This window comes from Branchiibius sp. NY16-3462-2, assembly GCF_001594145.1.
In the GTDB taxonomy this organism is placed as follows: domain Bacteria; phylum Actinomycetota; class Actinomycetes; order Actinomycetales; family Dermatophilaceae; genus Branchiibius.
In genome coordinates this window covers 62,150-79,929 of record NZ_LVCF01000043.1, presented here as the reverse complement: position 1 = coordinate 79,929, position 17,780 = coordinate 62,150, and the positions used below count along the sequence as shown (strand labels likewise).

At 65.5% G+C, this 17,780-nt stretch carries 15 protein-coding genes; 1 reads left to right on the top strand and 14 read right to left on the bottom strand.

Going from position 1 to position 17,780, the window contains the following annotated elements; translation table 11 throughout:
• Positions 1 to 3 precede the first annotated feature (3 nt).
• The 10 genes from AZH51_RS16425 to AZH51_RS16380 form a co-directional block, all read right to left on the bottom strand.
• Positions 4 to 1,638 carry a fucose isomerase gene (locus tag AZH51_RS16425; protein ID WP_291525933.1) on the bottom strand — a complete coding sequence of 545 codons (1,635 nt, stop codon included), beginning with the start codon at positions 1,636 to 1,638 and terminating at the stop codon, positions 4 to 6.
• A complete protein-coding gene (locus tag AZH51_RS16420) occupies positions 1,638 to 3,143 on the bottom strand; it encodes an FGGY-family carbohydrate kinase (protein WP_291525932.1) in 1,506 nt (501 codons plus the stop codon). Before AZH51_RS16420 ends, AZH51_RS16425 begins: the two co-directional genes overlap by 1 nt.
• The gene (locus tag AZH51_RS16415; RefSeq protein WP_291525931.1) at positions 3,140 to 5,617 is read right to left on the bottom strand and encodes a GH116 family glycosyl-hydrolase; all 2,478 of its coding nucleotides are present in this window, start codon (positions 5,615 to 5,617) and stop codon (positions 3,140 to 3,142) included. Before AZH51_RS16415 ends, AZH51_RS16420 begins: the two co-directional genes overlap by 4 nt.
• Entirely contained in the window at positions 5,614 to 6,720 is a 1,107-nt protein-coding gene (locus AZH51_RS16410) for a glycoside hydrolase family 172 protein (RefSeq protein ID WP_291525930.1), read from the bottom strand. The genes AZH51_RS16415 and AZH51_RS16410 overlap by 4 nt, the downstream gene beginning before the upstream one ends.
• Positions 6,717 to 7,457 (bottom strand): hypothetical protein, encoded by a 741-nt coding sequence (locus AZH51_RS16405; RefSeq protein WP_291525929.1) that lies wholly within the window; start codon positions 7,455 to 7,457, stop codon positions 6,717 to 6,719. Before AZH51_RS16405 ends, AZH51_RS16410 begins: the two co-directional genes overlap by 4 nt.
• A complete protein-coding gene (locus tag AZH51_RS16400; protein ID WP_291525928.1) occupies positions 7,454 to 8,284 on the bottom strand; it encodes a carbohydrate ABC transporter permease in 831 nt (276 codons plus the stop codon). Before AZH51_RS16400 ends, AZH51_RS16405 begins: the two co-directional genes overlap by 4 nt.
• The gene (locus AZH51_RS16395) at positions 8,281 to 9,213 is read right to left on the bottom strand and encodes a carbohydrate ABC transporter permease (RefSeq protein WP_291525927.1); all 933 of its coding nucleotides are present in this window, start codon (positions 9,211 to 9,213) and stop codon (positions 8,281 to 8,283) included. Before AZH51_RS16395 ends, AZH51_RS16400 begins: the two co-directional genes overlap by 4 nt.
• Positions 9,210 to 10,535 carry a sugar ABC transporter substrate-binding protein gene (locus tag AZH51_RS16390; RefSeq protein ID WP_291525926.1) on the bottom strand — a complete coding sequence of 442 codons (1,326 nt, stop codon included), beginning with the start codon at positions 10,533 to 10,535 and terminating at the stop codon, positions 9,210 to 9,212. The genes AZH51_RS16395 and AZH51_RS16390 overlap by 4 nt, the downstream gene beginning before the upstream one ends.
• A gap of 112 nt (positions 10,536 to 10,647) precedes the next feature.
• Positions 10,648 to 11,670 carry a LacI family DNA-binding transcriptional regulator gene (locus tag AZH51_RS16385; RefSeq protein ID WP_291525925.1) on the bottom strand — a complete coding sequence of 341 codons (1,023 nt, stop codon included), beginning with the start codon at positions 11,668 to 11,670 and terminating at the stop codon, positions 10,648 to 10,650.
• Positions 11,671 to 11,781: 111 nt separating this feature from the next.
• A complete protein-coding gene (locus tag AZH51_RS16380; protein WP_291525924.1) occupies positions 11,782 to 12,267 on the bottom strand; it encodes a M23 family metallopeptidase in 486 nt (161 codons plus the stop codon).
• A gap of 111 nt (positions 12,268 to 12,378) precedes the next feature.
• Between AZH51_RS16380 and AZH51_RS16375 the strand changes: the two genes are divergently transcribed.
• Positions 12,379 to 13,176 carry a tyrosine-protein phosphatase gene (locus AZH51_RS16375; protein ID WP_291525923.1) on the top strand — a complete coding sequence of 266 codons (798 nt, stop codon included), beginning with the start codon at positions 12,379 to 12,381 and terminating at the stop codon, positions 13,174 to 13,176.
• Between the two features lie 4 nt (positions 13,177 to 13,180).
• Here AZH51_RS16375 and AZH51_RS16370 read toward each other — a convergent pair whose 3' ends face one another.
• The 4 genes from AZH51_RS16370 to AZH51_RS16355 all read right to left on the bottom strand — a co-directional run bounded on the left by AZH51_RS16370 (position 13,181) and on the right by AZH51_RS16355 (position 17,665).
• Positions 13,181 to 14,044, bottom strand: a complete 864-nt coding sequence (locus AZH51_RS16370) for a carbohydrate ABC transporter permease (RefSeq protein WP_291525922.1) — start codon at positions 14,042 to 14,044, stop codon at positions 13,181 to 13,183.
• Entirely contained in the window at positions 14,034 to 14,990 is a 957-nt protein-coding gene (locus AZH51_RS16365) for a carbohydrate ABC transporter permease (RefSeq protein WP_291525921.1), read from the bottom strand. The genes AZH51_RS16370 and AZH51_RS16365 overlap by 11 nt, the downstream gene beginning before the upstream one ends.
• Positions 14,987 to 16,339: a sugar ABC transporter substrate-binding protein gene (locus AZH51_RS16360; RefSeq protein WP_291525920.1), complete on the bottom strand. Its 1,353-nt coding sequence runs from the start codon at positions 16,337 to 16,339 to the stop codon at positions 14,987 to 14,989. The genes AZH51_RS16365 and AZH51_RS16360 overlap by 4 nt, the downstream gene beginning before the upstream one ends.
• Before the next feature lie 159 nt (positions 16,340 to 16,498).
• Positions 16,499 to 17,665, bottom strand: a complete 1,167-nt coding sequence (locus AZH51_RS16355; protein ID WP_291525919.1) for a pyridoxal phosphate-dependent aminotransferase — start codon at positions 17,663 to 17,665, stop codon at positions 16,499 to 16,501.
• Between the last annotated feature and the right edge of the window lie 115 nt (positions 17,666 to 17,780).

Here is a 17,780-nt window from a genome sequence, read left to right as displayed (position 1 = left end):
GGGTCACGGCGACTCAACCCCGCATAGGTGCACATTGATGCCGAGGGAGTCGAACATGGCCGCCTTCGCTGCCAGCGCCTTGTCCGCCGTCTCCTCATCGGGTGCGTAGGCGACGTTGAGGTGATTGGCGCGATGGCGGGCCATGAACTGATCGCGGCTGACGCCGTGCAGCACGGCGTGCATGATCGGCCACTGCGGGTTGGTTGCGGCGAGCCGTCGCTGGGTCTCCTCCTCCGGCAGTGTCACCGAAGTCGCTCTTCCGAGATCCGCATGAAGCACCCCGTCCATGATGAAAACCCTTGACCACACGACTGATCCGGGCTTGGAGACACCGCTCAGGGTGCCCCCGCCGAGCGGGAAGAACATGGGGGGCTGGCGCATACTCCACGACTTGTCGTACCCGCCGTTGTGCGATGCCGGCACCGCTCCGGAGATCTCCCACACCCAGACGAACTGCCCGTCGTACTCCTCGCCCCAGCGGATGTCGTGCAGCGTCGTGGCCGGGTCCAGACCCATCGCCGTCCAGATCCGGTTGGTGGCCAGCGAGTCAACCGCGACGCCCCAGTCCACCTCATTGAAGTGGGGCAGCGCCTTGCCGGCGTACAGCTCACGCGATCCGTCCCGGCTGAGGACCGGAGGGCGTTCGACGTTGTTCAGCAGACCCTCGGCGAGGTCGCTGGCCGGAACGGTGTCCTTCAACCCCTGCTGGTACTGGATGCCGACCGCGTCCAGCCCGAAGTCATCGGCGATCCGCAGCGCGGCGATGTACATCCGGAACTGACTGAGCAGTTGCGCTTCGGTTAGTTCGGTCTTCTCGTCGGTCCCCAGATGGAAGACCATCCCTCGGTCTTTCAGCCAGCTGTACACCGCCTGCGCCTCGTCATCGGAGACCCGGCTCATTTCGTAGACCAGGGCGCTCTGGGACAAGCGCTCCTTGTAGAGACCGAAGGCGTTGATGAGTTCGTCGTCGAAGATGGCGTTGTACATACCCATGCAGCCCTCGTCGAAGACGCCGGCGATCGCCTTCTGCTGCCTCAACTGCTGCGCCAACGCTTTGCCCAACGTGGTCTCGTCGCTCGTCGGCAGCTCGCCGAGGTCGTGCACGTGGCTGGCGTCGTGCTCGATATGCCCGGTGTCCAGCCATTCCTGGAGACGGTCGCGACTCCACTGGTCGGCGAAGTCGGGGCTCCACAGCACGGAGTATTCGATCCCCGCCTTGGTCATGCTTCCGGCGAGGTTGAGCAGACCCACCAACCCGGGGAACTCGCCCGCCCAGTTCGCGACAACCAGGATCGGGCCGCGGTGGCTGCGCAGCCCGGCCAGCACGTGGTGGCTGTACTCCCAGACCGCCTCCACCACCACGAGGGGGGCGTCTCGCGGGATGTTGCGGAAGGCCTCAATGCCGGCGCGTTGGCTGTCCAGGAAGCCGTGACCTTTGACCGGGTCGGGCTGATGACCTCGGATCACCTTGTAGCCCAGTGATTCCACGGCGGCGCTGAAGTCGGCCTCGAGTTTCTGCTGGACCGGCCAACAGGTCTCGTTAGCGGCGGGTCGCAGGTCTCCGCTGGCGACGGTGTAGACCGCGCCCTGCACGGCGGTGGGTGCTTCGTCGATGGTGGGAACAGCGTAGGCAGTCATCAATCCTCCTGGTGTGATGCGTCGGATGCGTCGTGCTGGAACCGGGTCAGGGCGTGGACTACGTCCCGTGACGCGAGATAGAGATCCCGGTAGAGCGGGTAGAGCCGGTCATAGGTCGCCTGGTAGTCGGGGTTGGGCTGGCAGACCCCGTCCGGGGGATTCCACTCGTCGATGTCGGCATCCCCTAGTGCGCGGGCGGCCAGGTACGCATCGCCGTACGCCGCGCCGATCGTGACCGACGGAACGACCTGTTCCCGGCCGGTCACGTCCGTGACGATCTGGGGCCAGACGGCTTGCTGGGCGCCCCCGCCCACGGCGATGATGCGCTCGATCCGGCCACCAGCATTCTCGAAGGCCTCGATGTTGTGCCGCACCCCGAATGCCGTTGCCTCCAGCGCGGATCGGTACAGATCGCCGCGGGTGTGCCCCAGGGTGAGCCCGGCAATCACCCCCCGCGCGTCTGGGTCCATGATCGGTGTCCGTTCACCGGCGAAGTAGGGAAGCGTCAGCAATCCAGCTGAGCCAGCGGCGGATTCACGCGCTTCGGCCATGAGCGTGGCGTGATTGACACCGGTCAGATCGGCGAGCCACCCGGTGATCGCTCCACTGGTCGCCATACCGCCGGCGAGGCAGTGCGTGCCCGCGAAGACACCGGCGGTGCCCCACAAGGAGACGTCGTGCAACGGCTGATCGACCGTCAGGACCAAGAACATGGTGGTGCCGTACATCAGCATCAGGTCACCCGGCCGGACGGCGCCCACGCTGACCTGCTCGGCCCACGCGTCGATGGTGCCGGTGAGGACCGGAATACCCTCAGGCAGAGTGGTTTCGGCCGCCGCCGCTGCGGTGATCGACCCGGCGACCTCGTCGGTCCACTGCAATGGCGGGAGGGCGATGTCACCGGCGAGATCGCCGGCCCAGGGCTGAAGCCACGAGCCGCCGGCAGCGTCGTACATCGGAGTGCATTGACTCGCGGAGTGCTGGTCGAGGACGTAGGCGCCGGTGAGGTGTCGGACCAACCACGAACTCGGCATGTACAGGCGGCGGGCGCGTTGAAACACCTCAGGCTCTTCCTGGGCCACCCACGCGAGTTTCGGTCCGACTGCCTGGGTGGTCAAGGCCGACCCGCACCGCGCCAGGATGGTGTCCTGCCCGTAGCGCTGGGTCAGTTCGTCGATCTGCCGGGTGGCCCGGGTATCGACGCCGTAGAGGATGGCTGGGCGCAACGGCCGGTCATCCTCGTCGGTCAACAGGACGCACGGACCCATCCCGCTGACACCGACGGCCGCGACGGCACAGTCCGGGTTGCCCGAGACCAGTTCGCTTGTGATGTCGACGAATTCGGTCCACCAGATGTCGGCGTCCATCTCGACGTGCCCGGGTCGGGGTCGCTGCGGTTGATGGGCGCGAGTACTCGAGGCCACCAGCGCACCGGTGGCGTCGACCAGCACACCCTTCGTGCTCGACGTGCCGATGTCGACACCGAGTGTCACAGTCGTGGTCATGAACGCACCTCCACACTCGAGAAGCCCGAACCGAGTCCGGGGATGTAGGTCGCCTTCCAGCCCGGTCCGTCAGCGGTGATCTCGACGATTCCGATCCGGCTGCCCGCGATCACCGGCCACCGCCCGGTGCGCGGTGCCACGCTCAGGTCGTCGCCCCGGACGACGGCACCGGACCATGCATGGGCCAGTCCGAAGGAGGCCATCGAGCGCACGTAGTGGTTGCCGCACTCGATCTCGTTGAACGGGTTGCGGCGCTCTCCGTTGTACCGGTCACGAACCTCGCCCGCGATCGTGCTCGCTGCATCGACATCGCCCTCGATCGCCAGGCCGACCGCTGCCGAATATTCCAGACCGGTCCACACCTCATAGCAATAGGGGAAGGGGCGCTGCGGACGCTGACCGCGGGGGAACGAGCAGTTGATCAATCCCCGCTCATCTGCCGTCGCGAACGTCCGCAGGTGGTTCAGCTGGTCTGTGAAGCCGTCGCGGTGGTTGTGTGCCACAACGGTGCGCAGGGCCTGGCGGACGTGCTGCGGATCCAACCCGGTGCCGAGCCCACTAAGCGCCAGCATGCTGTGGCCGACCAGTTGATCTGTCGTACAGCCAGATCCGATCTGCAGGTCTGGATGCTCCAGGTCATCAGACCCCACCGCGGGATTCTCCCCGGCGTACCGGATCCGTAGACCCTCGGCGATGTTGTCCACGCTCATCGCCGGCCGGACGTCCTGCTCGTAATAGCCGGCGACATAGAGCAATTCATCAGTCGACTTGGCTCCCGCCGCTGCCAACTGCGTGCATCGCGCGGCGAAATCGATGTCGCCGCAGGCCGTGGCCATGTCCGCGCACGCGACGAGCGCTGCGAGATACCAGGACTGGTCGACCCCGTTGGGTCCGTAGTACTCCACGTCCATCGTGTTGTGCTGGCAGCCCTCCATCAGCCCGTCCTGGTCGGCATCCCAGCCGTGCTCGATCCACGCGAACTCCATCGCCCTGCGCGCGTGCGGCCACAGGGCCTTCAGCCGATCGCGGTCCCCGGAGAGCAACCACGTGCGGTGCAGCCGCACGAGCGCACCCATCTGCCCGTCGGCCGCACCTACCCGCCATCGGTTGCCCTGCGTGGCCAACGGTAGGCCAGCGCGGAAACTCATCATCCCGCGATCGTCCAGACTCCAACGGAATTCGACGTCTCGCATCGACCAGGCCAGGTCGGGGAAGAGCTGTTCCAGGGCGTACTGGTAGTTCCACACGTGCGTACAACTGCCGTGGCAGCTACCCGTCGTCGGGTTGCAGCCCTCCCAAGCCAGGAAGGTGCCGCCGGCGATCCGGAAACAGGTCGGTGATTTCAGGACCGCCACGTTGGACAGGACCGCATCCTGTACCTCCACCGGTAGTCCACTGTCGGCGACACTGCGCACGTACCCTGCGGTGGCCGCTTCCAGTCCCGCCAACCGCGGCGCAAAGTACTCCACGACCGCACCCGCATCGGTGAACCGCTGCGCGTAGTGGTTACCCACCCAGTCGGTCGAATGGCTGCCCTGGGGCAGGCCCGCCCAATCATGTTGCCAGCCGTAGCGATTCGGTGTGTGCCAGGCGATCACGAAAGAGACCTCGCGCGCCTCGCCCGGTTCCAGGTCAACCGAGGTGACCAGGGACCCGGTGGGTACGGTGGCTCCCGGCTGCTCGGGTTCGGTCACCTGACCGTCGGCCGCGAAGTCGTCCCAGAAGTCCAGGAGGGAGTCACCCCAGGACCGGCGTGCCCACGTCGTACGCCGAGTGCTCACCTCATCCCCGAGGACGGCGAAAGCCAGGGTGCCCCAGGTCTCGTCGGTCTCATCCACAGTCGTGCTGTACCCACGCAGGCCGTCAAAGCCACCACCCGAGAAGGGTTCGAAGCGGTTGCCGTCAGGGATGCGATCCTCGCCATAGGGCGACTTGCGCCAGCCGATGATGTGTTGCACGTTGCCGCACACGTCGGCATGGACCGGTCGCTGGCTGAGGTTGGACAAGCGCACCCGGAACACAAACAGCGGAAGCCCACTAGCGTCGGAGTCGCCCGGAACCAGCGGGTTGAACGCTGACACCGTCGCCGCGATCGGTAGCTCGGGGTCAGAAAGTCGCACCCGGCCGAACGGATAGGCCGCTTCAAAGACCGCGTCGCTGAAACGCGGTAGACCAGCGCCGGACACCGCGCTGCCGAGGTGGCCGTCGCGTTCCCGTGGTGTGAGTGCGCCCTCCAGGACCCGGGTGATGCTCTGGCCGTCTGCGTCCTGGGTACGAACTGCGAAGAACGACAACGGGTTGAAACCCTTGGCCGGACGATTGAACAGCTCCCAGTCGATCAGCTGGCCGCGCCCGCCCAGACTGATGCAGCCGGTCCCGATCCCGCCGACAGGCATCGCGATCTGCTCCAGGCGCCGCCCGGAGTAGCGGGTGACGACCGGCCACTCGATGGCCTCCGTGTCGAGGTCGATCACGTCAGCGGATCCATCGGCTCACCGAGGATCTCCAGGTCATCGGCGCTCGGGAACTGCGGGCGGTGGGTGGTCGGACGGTCGAGGTAGAAGAAGGCGGTCGAGGCGATGTCGTCGTGCAGCGGGTTGTAGCGGTGTCCACTGCGCCAGCCCAGTGCCTGGATGTCGACGCTCAGGTCGTCGGCGAAGTGGATCGGGTCCAGGATGTGCCAGCGGTACATGCCGAATCGTTGCTGGGAGTAGTACAGACCGTCGGGCCGTAGCACCTGGGGCATGCCGAGGTACGGCGTGCTGAACGGTGTGTAACCCTGGCCGGGCACATCGAAGTTCCAGGCGCCGCCGAAGTAGTCCTCGGTGCCGGTGCCGCAGATGGTCGGGAAGGCGCCGTCGGCCTGGTCGCGATCGCCGTCGAGGTAGAACTTGATCTCGCCCTCACCCCACCACCCGGGGGAGTTCACCCCCCACGCAACGTAGGTCCCGACGTACTGCCCTTGTCCTTGAATGTCGCTGACGATCGGGTGGGTCTCCCTGTGCGGCAATGGATTCGAGCGACGGAACTGGGTGTGCAGGTAGCCGTCGTTCTGGTGGTCGCTGCCGATCTCGTAGGTGATCTGGTAGTACACCGTCGCCACCTGCGGCGCGAGATTCTCGATCGTCAGGCGTGCTCCGGTGCGGAACGGCATCGGCCAGTAGCCATTGAAACCGCCGTTGGGGTTGGCGGCGACCATGCTGGAGGACACCTGCGCGAAGCGTCCCCACCCGTTGGCGAAGAAGTCTCCGAGCGGGACCTCGATCGCCGGTTCGTCACTGCCGTCCCAATAGGCGCGCAGCACCAGAGAGCGCCAGTTGGACCGGTGGGTGGTGCACCAGATATGGGTGATCTTGGCCGGCCCGTCGATACCGGCCAGTTCGAACGTGTCGCCGGCGGCGATATCGACGCTCGGGGAGATCTTCCAGCCCACCCCGAGGTCACGGGCACAGTCAGCGCCCGTCCCTTCGGTGGCTCGTCCACCCTGGCCCTTGGCACCGGAGAAGTTCTCCGGCGAGATCGAACGGGTCTGCACCGAGCGCAGACTGGCCAGATTGCTGATGCCGCTGTCGGTCACGACGAGGCGGTCCTTTCGTCGAGGATGTGCTCTTCCGGGGATTTCAGATCGGTGGCGCCGAGTTCGACGGCGCTGGCCCAGAACGCGGCGGCGGCCAGAAGGAGGACCGGTCCGGGAACCAGGGGAAGCAGCGTGCCGGTGATCGACAGTCCTGCCCAGAGGCCGAGGCCGAGCACTGTGAGCGGCGCGACGAAGCGCACCGGCCATCGGGCCACCAGGTGCAAGGCGGTGGCCCAGAGCGCCACGCCCCGCAGGTCCGGCCGCGCGACAGTCGCAGGCAGGGCTGCCAGCAGGGTGAAAACCGCGAGGACGGTAGCACTGGCGCTGGCCGCCATAGGGGCCAGCCAGAGCGCCGAGCCGGTGCGTTCGTGCACGACGACGGCGACCATGAGCAGCGCGGCGGGGATCGCAGGCACGAGCAGCAGGCCGATGCCGGTGCGGGCGGTACGCCGGGTGGCCCGGGCCCATCCACGGATCGTCGCGTCGTCCTCGATCACGATGTCGTGGCACACCTGCGCCAGGCCGGTGATGGGTGGGCCGGCGAGCAGAGCGGTGAGCAGCAGCGACCATGGCGTGAAGCCACCGCCCAGCACGACACCCGCGGTGACCGCCAGGGTGAGAGCCACACTGCCAGCCAGCAGCGCCGGTAGTCCGGCCCAGATACCGCGGATCGTCCGCTGGATCACCAACCGCTGGGTGGCGTCCCGCTGGGCCGGATCGATGGTGTGGGCGCTCATCCGCGGATCCCCGCGGCGGCGACGCTGGCAATGAACGCCCGCTGGGCGAACAGGAAGACGATCAGGACGGGTACGACGACTGCGGTGATCGCAGCGAACACCACAACGCTCGAACCGCCCTGTCCTGCCTGCAAAGTCACTAGTCCGATAGGCAGCGTCATGTTTTCCGGCGAACTGAGAAAGATCAGTGGGCCGAAGTAGTTGTTCCATGACGCTTCGAAGGTGAGGATGCCCATGGCGGCGACTGCCGGTCCCGACAGCGGCACCAGCATCCGGAACAGGATCCAGAAGTGGCCGGCTCCGTCCATGGTGGCTGCCTCGTCCAGTTCCCGCGGGATGGAGTTGAAGTACTGCCGGAAGAAGAAGATCGAGAAGACGTTGATCAGTGCGGGCAGCCACAGCGCGGCCAGGTGATCGATCAGGCCCAGATGCCGCATCAGGATGAACACCGGGATGATCGTCATCTGCGCCGGCACCATGAGCGCAGCGAGCATGAGGCCGAACACCTTGTCCTTGCCGCGGAAGCTACAGCGGGAGAAGGCGTACGCCGCGAGCAGGCTGACCATGATCGATCCGACCGTGGTGATGACCGCGACGATGACGCTGTTCAGAGCCATCCGCCAGAACGGGATCAACCCACCGATCGCGCTGAAGTTCTCCGTGGTGAACGGGCGTGGAACCCAGTTGGGTGGCAGGTCGAAGGCGGCGGACTCCTGGGTGAAACTCTCGCTGATCAGCCAGACCAGCGGAGCCAGCATCAGGATGCCGAGCAGCACCAGCACCACGGTCAGCGCCGCGCGGCCGAGGTGGAGACGATTTCTGGTCACGACTGCACCACCCACCGTCGGCTCGCCCAGAACTGGAAGGCAGTCACGACAGCCATCACCGCGAACACCAGGATCGAAACTGCGGACGCGTAGCCGACCTCAAAAGCCTGGAAGCCCTTCTGGTACAGGTACATCACGATCGTGGTGGTGGCGTTCTCCGGGCCACCGTCCGGAGTGATGATCTGCACAGGGTCGAAGATCTGGAAGGCGCCGATGAAGGTGATGATCGTGGCGAAGAAGATCGTCGGTGACATCATCGGGATGATCACGTGCCACAGCCGCTGCCAGGCGTTACAGCCATCGATCTTCGCCGCCTCGATCAGTTGGGCCGGGACGGTCTGCAACCCCGCCAGCAGGATGACGAACGTGTAGCCGATGGTGTGCCACCAGTCGATGCCGATGATGGCGGGCAGCGCCCAGTGCGGATCGGTGAACCAGTCCGGTGGGTTGATCCCGATCTTCTTCAGGTAGTAGGTGCCCATCCCGAAGGTGGGATCCAGTACGTACTTCCACAGCAGGGCCACCGCTGCCCAGGAGATGACGAAGGGGAAGAACAACGACGTGCGCACGAAGTACGACGCCACCCGGCTGGTCAGCGCGTTCACGCCCAGGGCGAGCAGCAGACCGCCGATCAAGTGGGTGACGACCGAGGCGATCGCGAAGATGAAGGTGTTGGCCAGTGCCTTGTACAGCAGCGGATCACTGAACATCTGGGTGAAGTTGCCGAAACCGTTGAAGGTGGCCGGCGTCAGCATGTCCCAGCTGAAGAAACTCAGCACGATGGCGGCGATGAACGGGCCGAGCACGAAGACCAGGAACAGCAGCACCGCCGGGCTGACGAAGAACCAGCCCGCCAACCCGGCCGACCGCCCGGTGCCCCCCTCCCTCGAGGGGGTCCGGGCGGTCGCCTCAACCAGGGCAGTTGTCACAGCAGGGCTTGGATCGCCGTGTTCGCCTGGTCCAGCGCGTCCTGCGGAGACTTCTGTCCGAGGATGGCAGCCTGCCAGCCCTTGGTGACCTCGGTCTGGATCTGCGCGCCCTTGGCAGGGCTGGGGATCGGGGTCGCATAGTCGATCGCGCTGGCGATGAGCTCAGTGCCCTTGGGTGCGTCCTTGAGGAAGACCTCGCTCTGGGCGACAGCGGTCAGAGCCGGAACGTTGGTGCCGCCGACACTGGCATAGAACTCCGAGGCCTTTTCGGACATCATCCACTTCAGGAAGGTCCAGGCCTTGTCCTTGCGTTGGGAAGCCTTGAAGATCGGCCACGCATCCCAACCGGCCGCCGAGCCGTTGCTCTTCTTCATCGGCCACTTCACGATCTGGGTCTTGTCGACCATGTTGAGTCGGCGGATGTCCAGCGTCGGCCAGCGACCGCCACCGAGGGTCGCGAGTTTGCCTTTCTGGAACTGAGCGGCCGCATCGAAGGTGCCACCGGGCTTGGGGGAGTAGCCAGCGTCCAGCAGGCTCTTGACGTAGGTGACGGCCTCGACGGCCTCGGGCGAGTTGAAGGTCGCCTTCTTCCACTCTGCATCGATCGTGCTGGCGCCGTTGGTGAGCAGCCACGGCATGATGTCTACGAACGGGAAGCCGTAGCCGACACCCAACAGGTAGGCGCCCGTCTTGGACTTGATCTGCTCCCCGGCATTCTTGTAGTCATCCCAGGTCCAGTCACCGGTCGGCAGGTCGACGCCGGCCTTCTGGAACACCTCGGTGTTGCAGTACTGCACGGTGGTGTTGTAGCCACCGGGGATGTAGTAGGTCTTGCCGTCCGGCGAACCGTACTTCGCGCTCCAGGTCTTGAGGTTCGGAGCGATCCCGTTGAAGAAGGTATCAGTCTCGGCCTTGTCCTTGGCGATGCGGTCGTCCAGCGGTTCCAGCAGCCCCTTGGACGCCATCAGTTGCTGACCCTCGGTGGCGACATCGACAATGTCGGGCACCTTGCCGCCGGCGATCTGCGTGGAGACGGTGTTGACGAAGGTGGCCCAGTCGCCCGCCGCGATACCGGTCGCCTTGATCTCGATGTCCGGGTGTTCCTTGTGGAACGCGTCGAACAACTGCTGGAACGCTTTCTGCTGGGTGGCGTCACCCATGTAGAGCAACGTGAGGGGGCCGCTCGCGCCGCCACCGCCGCTGCTGCCGCCGGAGGATCCGCCGCAGGCAGCGAGGGAACCGAAGGCGGGAAGAGCCAACGCTGCCGCGCTGGCCTTGAGGATGGTCCGCCGCTGGATGCGGGCCTGACCGGATGCGGACATGGATACACCTCTTTGTGAATTTTGCCGGACGTGCGAGGAATCGATTACTCATCCTCGGGAGTGACACTATGTGGCCTGGGTCACTGCCGTCAAGCGGTTCTCGTCCAGCCGGTCAGGGGTGTCGCAGCGAGCTCTCGCGCACGGTCAGTGAGGTGCGCAGCAAGACCATCCGGGCGATATCAGAGGTGCGGGTCGTGGAGTTGTGCGGCGAGCGGTTGACCCGCTGGAGCAACAATCGGGTTGCTTCCGCGCCGATGTTGTAGGCGGGCTGGTCGATCACCGTCAACGGAGGTTCCACGAACGGCGCCCACGGGGTGTCGTCGAAACCCACCAGGCCGATGTCATGCCCGATTCGCATTCCGCGAGAGCGGATTTCCTCGATCGCACCGATGACCATCTCGGAGTTGGCGACGAACAACGCGTCCGGAGGCGTCGAGGTGTCGAGCAGGTCTGCCGCCGCTGCTCGACCGCCGGCAACGCGGTAATCCGCGTACCGGATCAGCGAGTCGGGGTGACGGTCGCCGGCGCGGGTCATGGCCTCCCGGAATCCACGGGCCCGCCGTTCTGCGGTGTCGGCCTCCCGGGGTCCGGTGATGCACGCCGGGCGTCGCCAGCCCTGCTCCAGCAGATGCTCGGTCGCGCTACGGGCGCCCTCGGAGGAGTCGACGAACACGCTGTCGATCGCGTCGTTGAGCGCGCGGTCGATGGCGACGACCGGGATGTTGGCGTTCAGCAGGGCTGACACATCAGAGCCACCGGCGTTGGGAGACAACAGAACTCCGGCCACCATGCTCCGTCGCGCGATATCGAGATAGCGCGATTCTTTCTGGGAGTCCTCGTCCGAGTTGCACAACAGGACCGAGTATCCGGCCGTCTGGGCGACGTCCTCCACTCCGCGTGCGACGGCCGTGAAGAACGGGTTGCCGATATCGGAGATGATCAGTGCCAGCAGATCTGACTTCTGGGTGCGCAGGCTACGGGCGACCGGATTCCCCTCGTAGCCGAGGGCTTTGGCCGCCGCGCGCACTCGGCGCGCCATCGCGGGATCGACGGACGCTACTCCGTTGAGCACTCTGGAGACGGTGGCGACCGATACGTCAGCTCGGGCGGCGACGTCTTTGATGGTGGTCGGCATGTTCGGTCTCCGGGGGATGAAGGCGGCGGGCTGCGATGACCCTATCGGCATTCCGTGGAAATCGATATCGCACGTCGCCGTTCGATTTTCCCGATGTTTCTCGCAGCGTGCTCAGCCCGTCGGGAGCAGGACGATCGGCGCAGTGCGAAGCAGTGACAACGGGTCCCGGTACTGGTCGTCCCCGACCAGCAATCCCCAGTGCAGGCACGCCGATGGCGCGCAGTGGCTACCGCTCACCGAGAGGCGACCGAGCGGCGTACCGGCGATCACCTGGGTGCCCGAGGTGACCCGGTCATCCAGAGGTTCGTACGTCGTGCGCCGACCGTCCGGATGCCGCACTGCGACCACGCCCCGGCCGGCGACCATCCCACTGAAGGTGACCACCCCGGGGCCCGCCGACACGATGGCCGTGCCGCCTGCGGCGGCCAGGTCGACCCCGCGATGTCCTGCCGACCACGGATGCGGTGGCGCTTCGAATGGTCGAAAAATACTGTGCGGCAACGGGATCGGCCAGGCGTAGGACGTAGCGGGGACGGCGGCCGGGGTCACCGCGAGGGCGTTGGCGATCCCCATCACGACCGCGAGGAGGACCTGCATGACGTCAGCCTGCGAGGGCGACGGGCGGATCCGCCATGTGAACGACGCGATGTGTGGACAACCGGCAGGGCTGCGATCGGTATCCACAACCGGTCCGGCCACAATGTGTTCATGGCACAGTCCGCACCCGGAGCCCCGATCGATCTACCGACCCTCGCCAACCTGCGCGACCTCGGCGGGTGGACCGCAGCGGACGGCGCAGTGGTCGCATCAGGTCGGCTCTACCGCTCGACCAAATTGGCCGGTATCGACGAGGCCGACACCGAACAGTTGGTGGACCGGCAGGTGCAGACGGTCATCGACCTGCGCACGAAGCTGGAGCGGGACGCCGAGCCCGACCCGGCGGTGCCCGGGGCCACGAACGTGTTCCTCGACGTGCTGGAAGGTAGCGAGATGGCGGCTTCCGCCGACCTGCGCGAGTTGCTGAAACACCCGCGCGAGGTCACCACTGCGCTCAGTGATGGCAAGGCGGTCGAGTTCATGTCGGTCGCCTACCGGGAGATCGTCGTCCTGCCCAGCGCGTTGACGGCCTACCGCAGCTTTTTCGACGTCATCGAGCAGGCGGTCGAGCCGGTGCTGTTCCACTGCACGACGGGCAAGGACCGCACCGGGTGGGGTGCGGCGCTCATCTTCACGGTGCTCGGAGTGCCCCGCGAGCAGATCGTGCAGGAGTACCTGCTGACCAATGAGCAGCTGTTGCCGAGGTTCAAGAAGTCGTTCGAGGCCTTCGAACTCGCCGGCGGTGATCCCGACGTGCTGCGGCCGGTGCTGGGGGTGGACCGGGCCTACCTGCAGAACTCCTTCGACACCGTCGACAAGGAGTTCGGGTCGATGGACCGCTACCTGGCCGACGGTCTGGGCATGAACCCCGAGCGGCAGCAGGCACTTCGGGCGAACTACCTGTCCTGAAGGCTCACTTGAACCCGGATGTCTTGATCGACTCCGTGATCTGTTTCTGGAAGAAGAAGAACAACGCCAGCGTCGGCAGCGCGGCGATCATGGATGCAGCGATGACGTATTGCTGGCTCGAGGCGTACTGCTGTTTGAAGGTGGAGATCCCGACCTGAACCACCCGCAGATCGGGGTCGGAGGTGATGGTCAGCGGCCAGATGAACGAGTTCCAGTTGGCCAGGAAGAAGAAGACGCCCAAGGCGGCAAGGATTGGTCGCGACAGCGGAAGCACGATGCTCCAATAGATCCGCCAGTAGCTGGCTCCGTCGACCAGTGCGGCTTCCTCCAGTTCGTCCGGTAGCGACAGATAAAACTGCCGCAGCAGGAAGATTCCGAACGCACTGAACAAGGGCGGGATGATCAGGCCGCCGTAGTTGTCCAGTAACCCCAGGGTGCGAGCCACGAGGAACGAGGGAATCAGCACGACGGGCAGGCTGACCAGCAGGGTTGAGAAGATGATCAAAAAGAGCGTGTCGCGACCTTTGAAGTGCAGCCGTGCCAGGGCGTAGGCAGCCATCGAATGGAAGAACAGCGCGACGACCGTGATGACCGCCGACACGACGAAGCTGTTGAGCAGGTATCGGGCGAACGGGACCTCTCGGAAGACATACACGATGTTGTCCACGGTCCAGTGCTTGGGCCATAGGGACGTCGAGTAGATCTCATCCGCCGGCTTGAAGGAGGACAGGACGAGATAGACGAGCGGAAAGATGGTGACGAGTGCAACGATCGCGCCAACCAGGAACAGCACCGCGGTCCTGCCGGTCCATCTGCGATCAGAACGACGAATCCTCTTGTTCTTCAACGGGATTGACTCACTCGTCATCGACCCGCCCTCCCTTCGTAATCTTGAACATGAACGCCGACCACATCAACAGCACGAAGACAAGCACCGATCCGATCGCTGCGGCGTATCCGTACTCGCCGAAGAGGAACGCTTGCTCGTAGACGTAATAGATCAGCAGGGAAGTAGAGCCGGCTGGCCCACCGCCGGTCATGATGTAGATCAGATCGAACCCACCGGTGATGACCGAGATCGTCACGGTGATGAAGACGAACAGCGACGTTGGTCGCAGCATCGGCCACGTGATGTGGCGGAAGCGCTGCCACGCGTTCGTGCCGTCGAGCCGCGCTGACTCGTAGAGTTCCTGGGGGATGTCCTGCAGCCCCGACAGAAAGATGATCATGTAGTAGCCCATCTGGAACCAGATGGAGATCACGATCACCGTGACGAGCGTGTAGTGCGGGTCGCCGAGCAGTGAGATGTCGTGAATTCCGAACTTCGACAGGAAGGTCGGGATGACGCCCACCCGGTCGGCGAGCATGAACTGCCATAGCAGGCCGATGACCACCAGGCTCACCACGTACGGCGCGAACAGGGCGCTGCGGATGACCCCGATGAAGGGGATCTTCTGCTGCACCAGGAGCGCCAGCAACAAGCTGATGATGAAGACGGACGGCACCAGGGCCACCAGGTAGAGGCCGGTGACTCGCACCGACTGCCAGAACGCGGGGTCGCCAGCCATCCGGGTGTAGTTACTGACCCCGATGAAGGAGGCGTGGCCGAAGCCGTCGACGCGGAAGAACCCCAGGACGATCGCCAGCACCATGGGGACGAACACGAAGATCGACAAGCCGAGCACGTCGGGCAGAAGGAACCAGAAGGCGGCACGGCCCTCGCGCCGTCCACCGCGCCGGGCGCGGGGTGAGGCCGAGGCACCGACGCCCGGTCGGGTGACGCTGCGAGCGTGGGTGGTCTGACTGGTGCTCATCGAAGTGAACCTCCGTCGTAGGTCTCAAGGAACGCCTCGATCGCCCCTTGGGCGACACGTACCTGGCCGGCCGCGTTCGCGCCTGCGCTCTGCACGTTCTGGATGGCGTTGGACAGGGCCTTGTACAGCGGCGGGGGATAGCGTGGTTCGCTGCGACCGGCGGGCAGGATCTTGTCCCGGAAGTAGCCGAGCATCGGATCCTTGGTGAACACCCCGGATGCGGCCATGTGCGCCTCGACGCTCTTGCGCGGCGCCATGTCGCTTTTGGCGACCGAACACCAGGTGGCGACGCGGGCGATCGAGGCGGCCGACATCGAGCCGATCGACTCCACGACGAACTTTGCCGCCGCCTCGGGGTTGCGGCCCCGCGCGTTGACGCACCAGGCCCAACCGCCAAGGACGGTGGCGGGTTTGCCGCCCGGCGGAGTCGGTAGCGGGAAAACGCCGTACTGGAAGTCCGGCTGGTTGGCGCGAAACCCTGCTACTTGCCAGATGCCGCTCTGCCACATGGCCGCGAATCCTTCGCGGAACGCACCTGGCAGGTCGCCGTTTGCTGGCAGTGTTCGCGGTGCAACTCCTTTGGCGATGGAGTCGCCCCACAGGGTGAGTGCCTGGACCGCTGCCGGGCTGTCGAAGGTGGCCTTCTGCGTCTGCGGGTCGATCACCTCGCCGCCGCCCTGCCAGAGCCAGGGGTACCAGGTGAAGTTCTGGAAGTAGCCAGGTGTGGTCTCGAAGACCAGACCTGACTGGGTAGCAGTCGTAAGCTTGCCGGCCACCTCGAGCAACTCATCCCAGCTCGTGGGGAGGTCCGCCTCGGACAGGTGCGCCTTCTCGAAGGCCGGCTTGGAGTAGAACATTGCCAACGGTTCGACCTCCATCGGCAGGCCAAAGATTTTGTCGCCGATCGTGCGGGTTGACAGCACGCTGGGGGAGAAATCGGCGATCGCTTCCTTGGTCATGAAGGGGGCAAGGTCGAATAGCGCGCCGCCGTTGGCGTATCGGAGGAAGTCGCCGGGGGAGATCAGGAAGATGTCCGGGCCGGATCCCGACGCGAACGCCGTCGCCAGGCGGGTGTTCGACGGATCGGTGAAGTTGGGGATGTAGACCATCTGGACCTTCGTCTTGTTCCGCGCGTTCCAGTCGGCAGCGGCATCCAGGAACCATTGGTTCTGGGCCTTGAGGTCGGGTTGGCTCAGGGATTGCGGAGCGTAGAACTGCCAGAACTGCAGCGGCGTGTCATCGCCGGTAGTGGATCGGCTGCCGCAGCCAACGAGTCCGCCCGCTCCTGCCACTGCTGTTGCGGCGACACCCGCGTGCAGGACGGCGCGGCGAGTAACGCGGTCGGACATGGTTCAGGTCCCCTGTCTGGTTTTCGGTGGCCGGGTCGGCTGCTGAGATCGTCTGTGTGAGTCACGTCACAGCGGAAAACGATTTCTAACATAGACCATGGAGAAGCCACAAAGGCCAACAAAGGCAGAGCGAATTTGCGGTTTAGAAAGTGGAAACGTTTACTTGTGGGTGGTCAGGTGCTCCACCGCGTCGTGGAGCACGTCGTCCTTCTTGCAGAACGCGAACCGCACCAACGTGCGGGCCACATCCTTGTCGTCGCAGAACGCCGACACCGGGATCGCGGCGACGCCGTGGGTGCGCGGCAACTGCCAGCAGAAATCGACCGCGTCGGTGACACCCAGCGGCGCGGCGTCCGCGATGACGAAGTACGTGCCGCTGGGCCGGGCGACCTCGAAGCCGGCGGCGGTCAGCCCCGCTGAGAGCAGATCGCGCTTGCGGCCCAGGTCCGCAGCGAATCGCGTGACGTAGTCGTCCTGGGTGTCCAGACCGAGGGCGATGGCGGGCTGGAAGGGCCCGCTGCCGACGTACGTCAGGAATTGCTTGACCGTCCGGCAGGCGCTGACCAACTCGGCCGGGCCACTGAGCCAGCCCACCTTCCAACCCGTCGTGGAGAAGGTCTTGCCGGCCGAGGAGATGGTGATCGTGCGCTCCTGGGTACCCGGCAGGGTCGCAAACGGTATATGCCGCGCGCCGTCGAAGGTGAGGTGCTCGTAGACCTCGTCGGTCACGACGTACGCGTCATGGGCGGCGGCCAGCTCGGCGATCAGGGTCAGCTCCTCGCGGGTGAACACCTTGCCGGTCGGGTTGTGCGGCGTGTTGAGCAGCACCAGGCGGGTCCGGTCGCTGAACGCGGCGCGCAACGCGCCCTCATCGACCGCGAAGTCCGGGAACCGGAGCGGCACGGTGCGCCGGGTCGCGCCCGCGAGTGCGATGCAGGCCGCGTAGGAGTCGTAGTAGGGCTCGAAGGTGACCACCTCATCGCCCGGCTCGCACAACGCGAGTACGGCGCTCGCGATGGCCTCCGTCGCACCGACCGTCACCAGGACCTGGGTCTGCGGATCGATGGTGAGGTCGTAGTACCGCTGCTGGTGGCGCGCGATTGCCTCGCGCAGCACGGGATAGCCCAGGGCGGGCGGGTACTGGTTGTAGCCGCCGGCGATGGCATCCTGCGCGGCCTGCAGTACCTCGTCGGGGCCGTCGGTGTCGGGGAAACCCTGCCCGAGGTTGACCGCACCGACCTGGGCAGCGAGCGCCGACATCTCACCGAAGATCGTGGAGCCGAACACGGACAATGCGGGTGCGATCGGCGGGCGGTTGGTGGTCACGAACGCCAGCCTATGGCGCACGGCAGGCGCCGATTCGCCGCACAGCCCGGGCTCGCCGTACGATAGATGCACGGTCAGTGTCGCAATCGCGGCATCGGCCGAATTCGCGTGTCCT

What these genes read in the sequence shown, in the direction of transcription:
- AZH51_RS16425 (WP_291525933.1), bottom strand. Translation starts at nt 1,638, where the DNA reads ATGACTGCCTACGCTGTTCCCACCATCGACGAAGCACCCACCGCCGTG.
- AZH51_RS16420 (WP_291525932.1), bottom strand. Translation starts at nt 3,143, where the DNA reads ATGACCACGACTGTGACACTCGGTGTCGACATCGGCACGTCGAGCACG.
- AZH51_RS16405 (WP_291525929.1), bottom strand. Translation starts at nt 7,457, where the DNA reads ATGAGCGCCCACACCATCGATCCGGCCCAGCGGGACGCCACCCAGCGG.
- AZH51_RS16390 (WP_291525926.1), bottom strand. Translation starts at nt 10,535, where the DNA reads ATGTCCGCATCCGGTCAGGCCCGCATCCAGCGGCGGACCATCCTCAAG.
- AZH51_RS16385 (WP_291525925.1), bottom strand. Translation starts at nt 11,670, where the DNA reads ATGCCGACCACCATCAAAGACGTCGCCGCCCGAGCTGACGTATCGGTC.
- AZH51_RS16380 (WP_291525924.1), bottom strand. Translation starts at nt 12,267, where the DNA reads ATGCAGGTCCTCCTCGCGGTCGTGATGGGGATCGCCAACGCCCTCGCG.
- AZH51_RS16375 (WP_291525923.1), top strand. Translation starts at nt 12,379, where the DNA reads ATGGCACAGTCCGCACCCGGAGCCCCGATCGATCTACCGACCCTCGCC.
- AZH51_RS16370 (WP_291525922.1), bottom strand. Translation starts at nt 14,044, where the DNA reads ATGACGAGTGAGTCAATCCCGTTGAAGAACAAGAGGATTCGTCGTTCT.
- AZH51_RS16365 (WP_291525921.1), bottom strand. Translation starts at nt 14,990, where the DNA reads ATGAGCACCAGTCAGACCACCCACGCTCGCAGCGTCACCCGACCGGGC.
- AZH51_RS16360 (WP_291525920.1), bottom strand. Translation starts at nt 16,339, where the DNA reads ATGTCCGACCGCGTTACTCGCCGCGCCGTCCTGCACGCGGGTGTCGCC.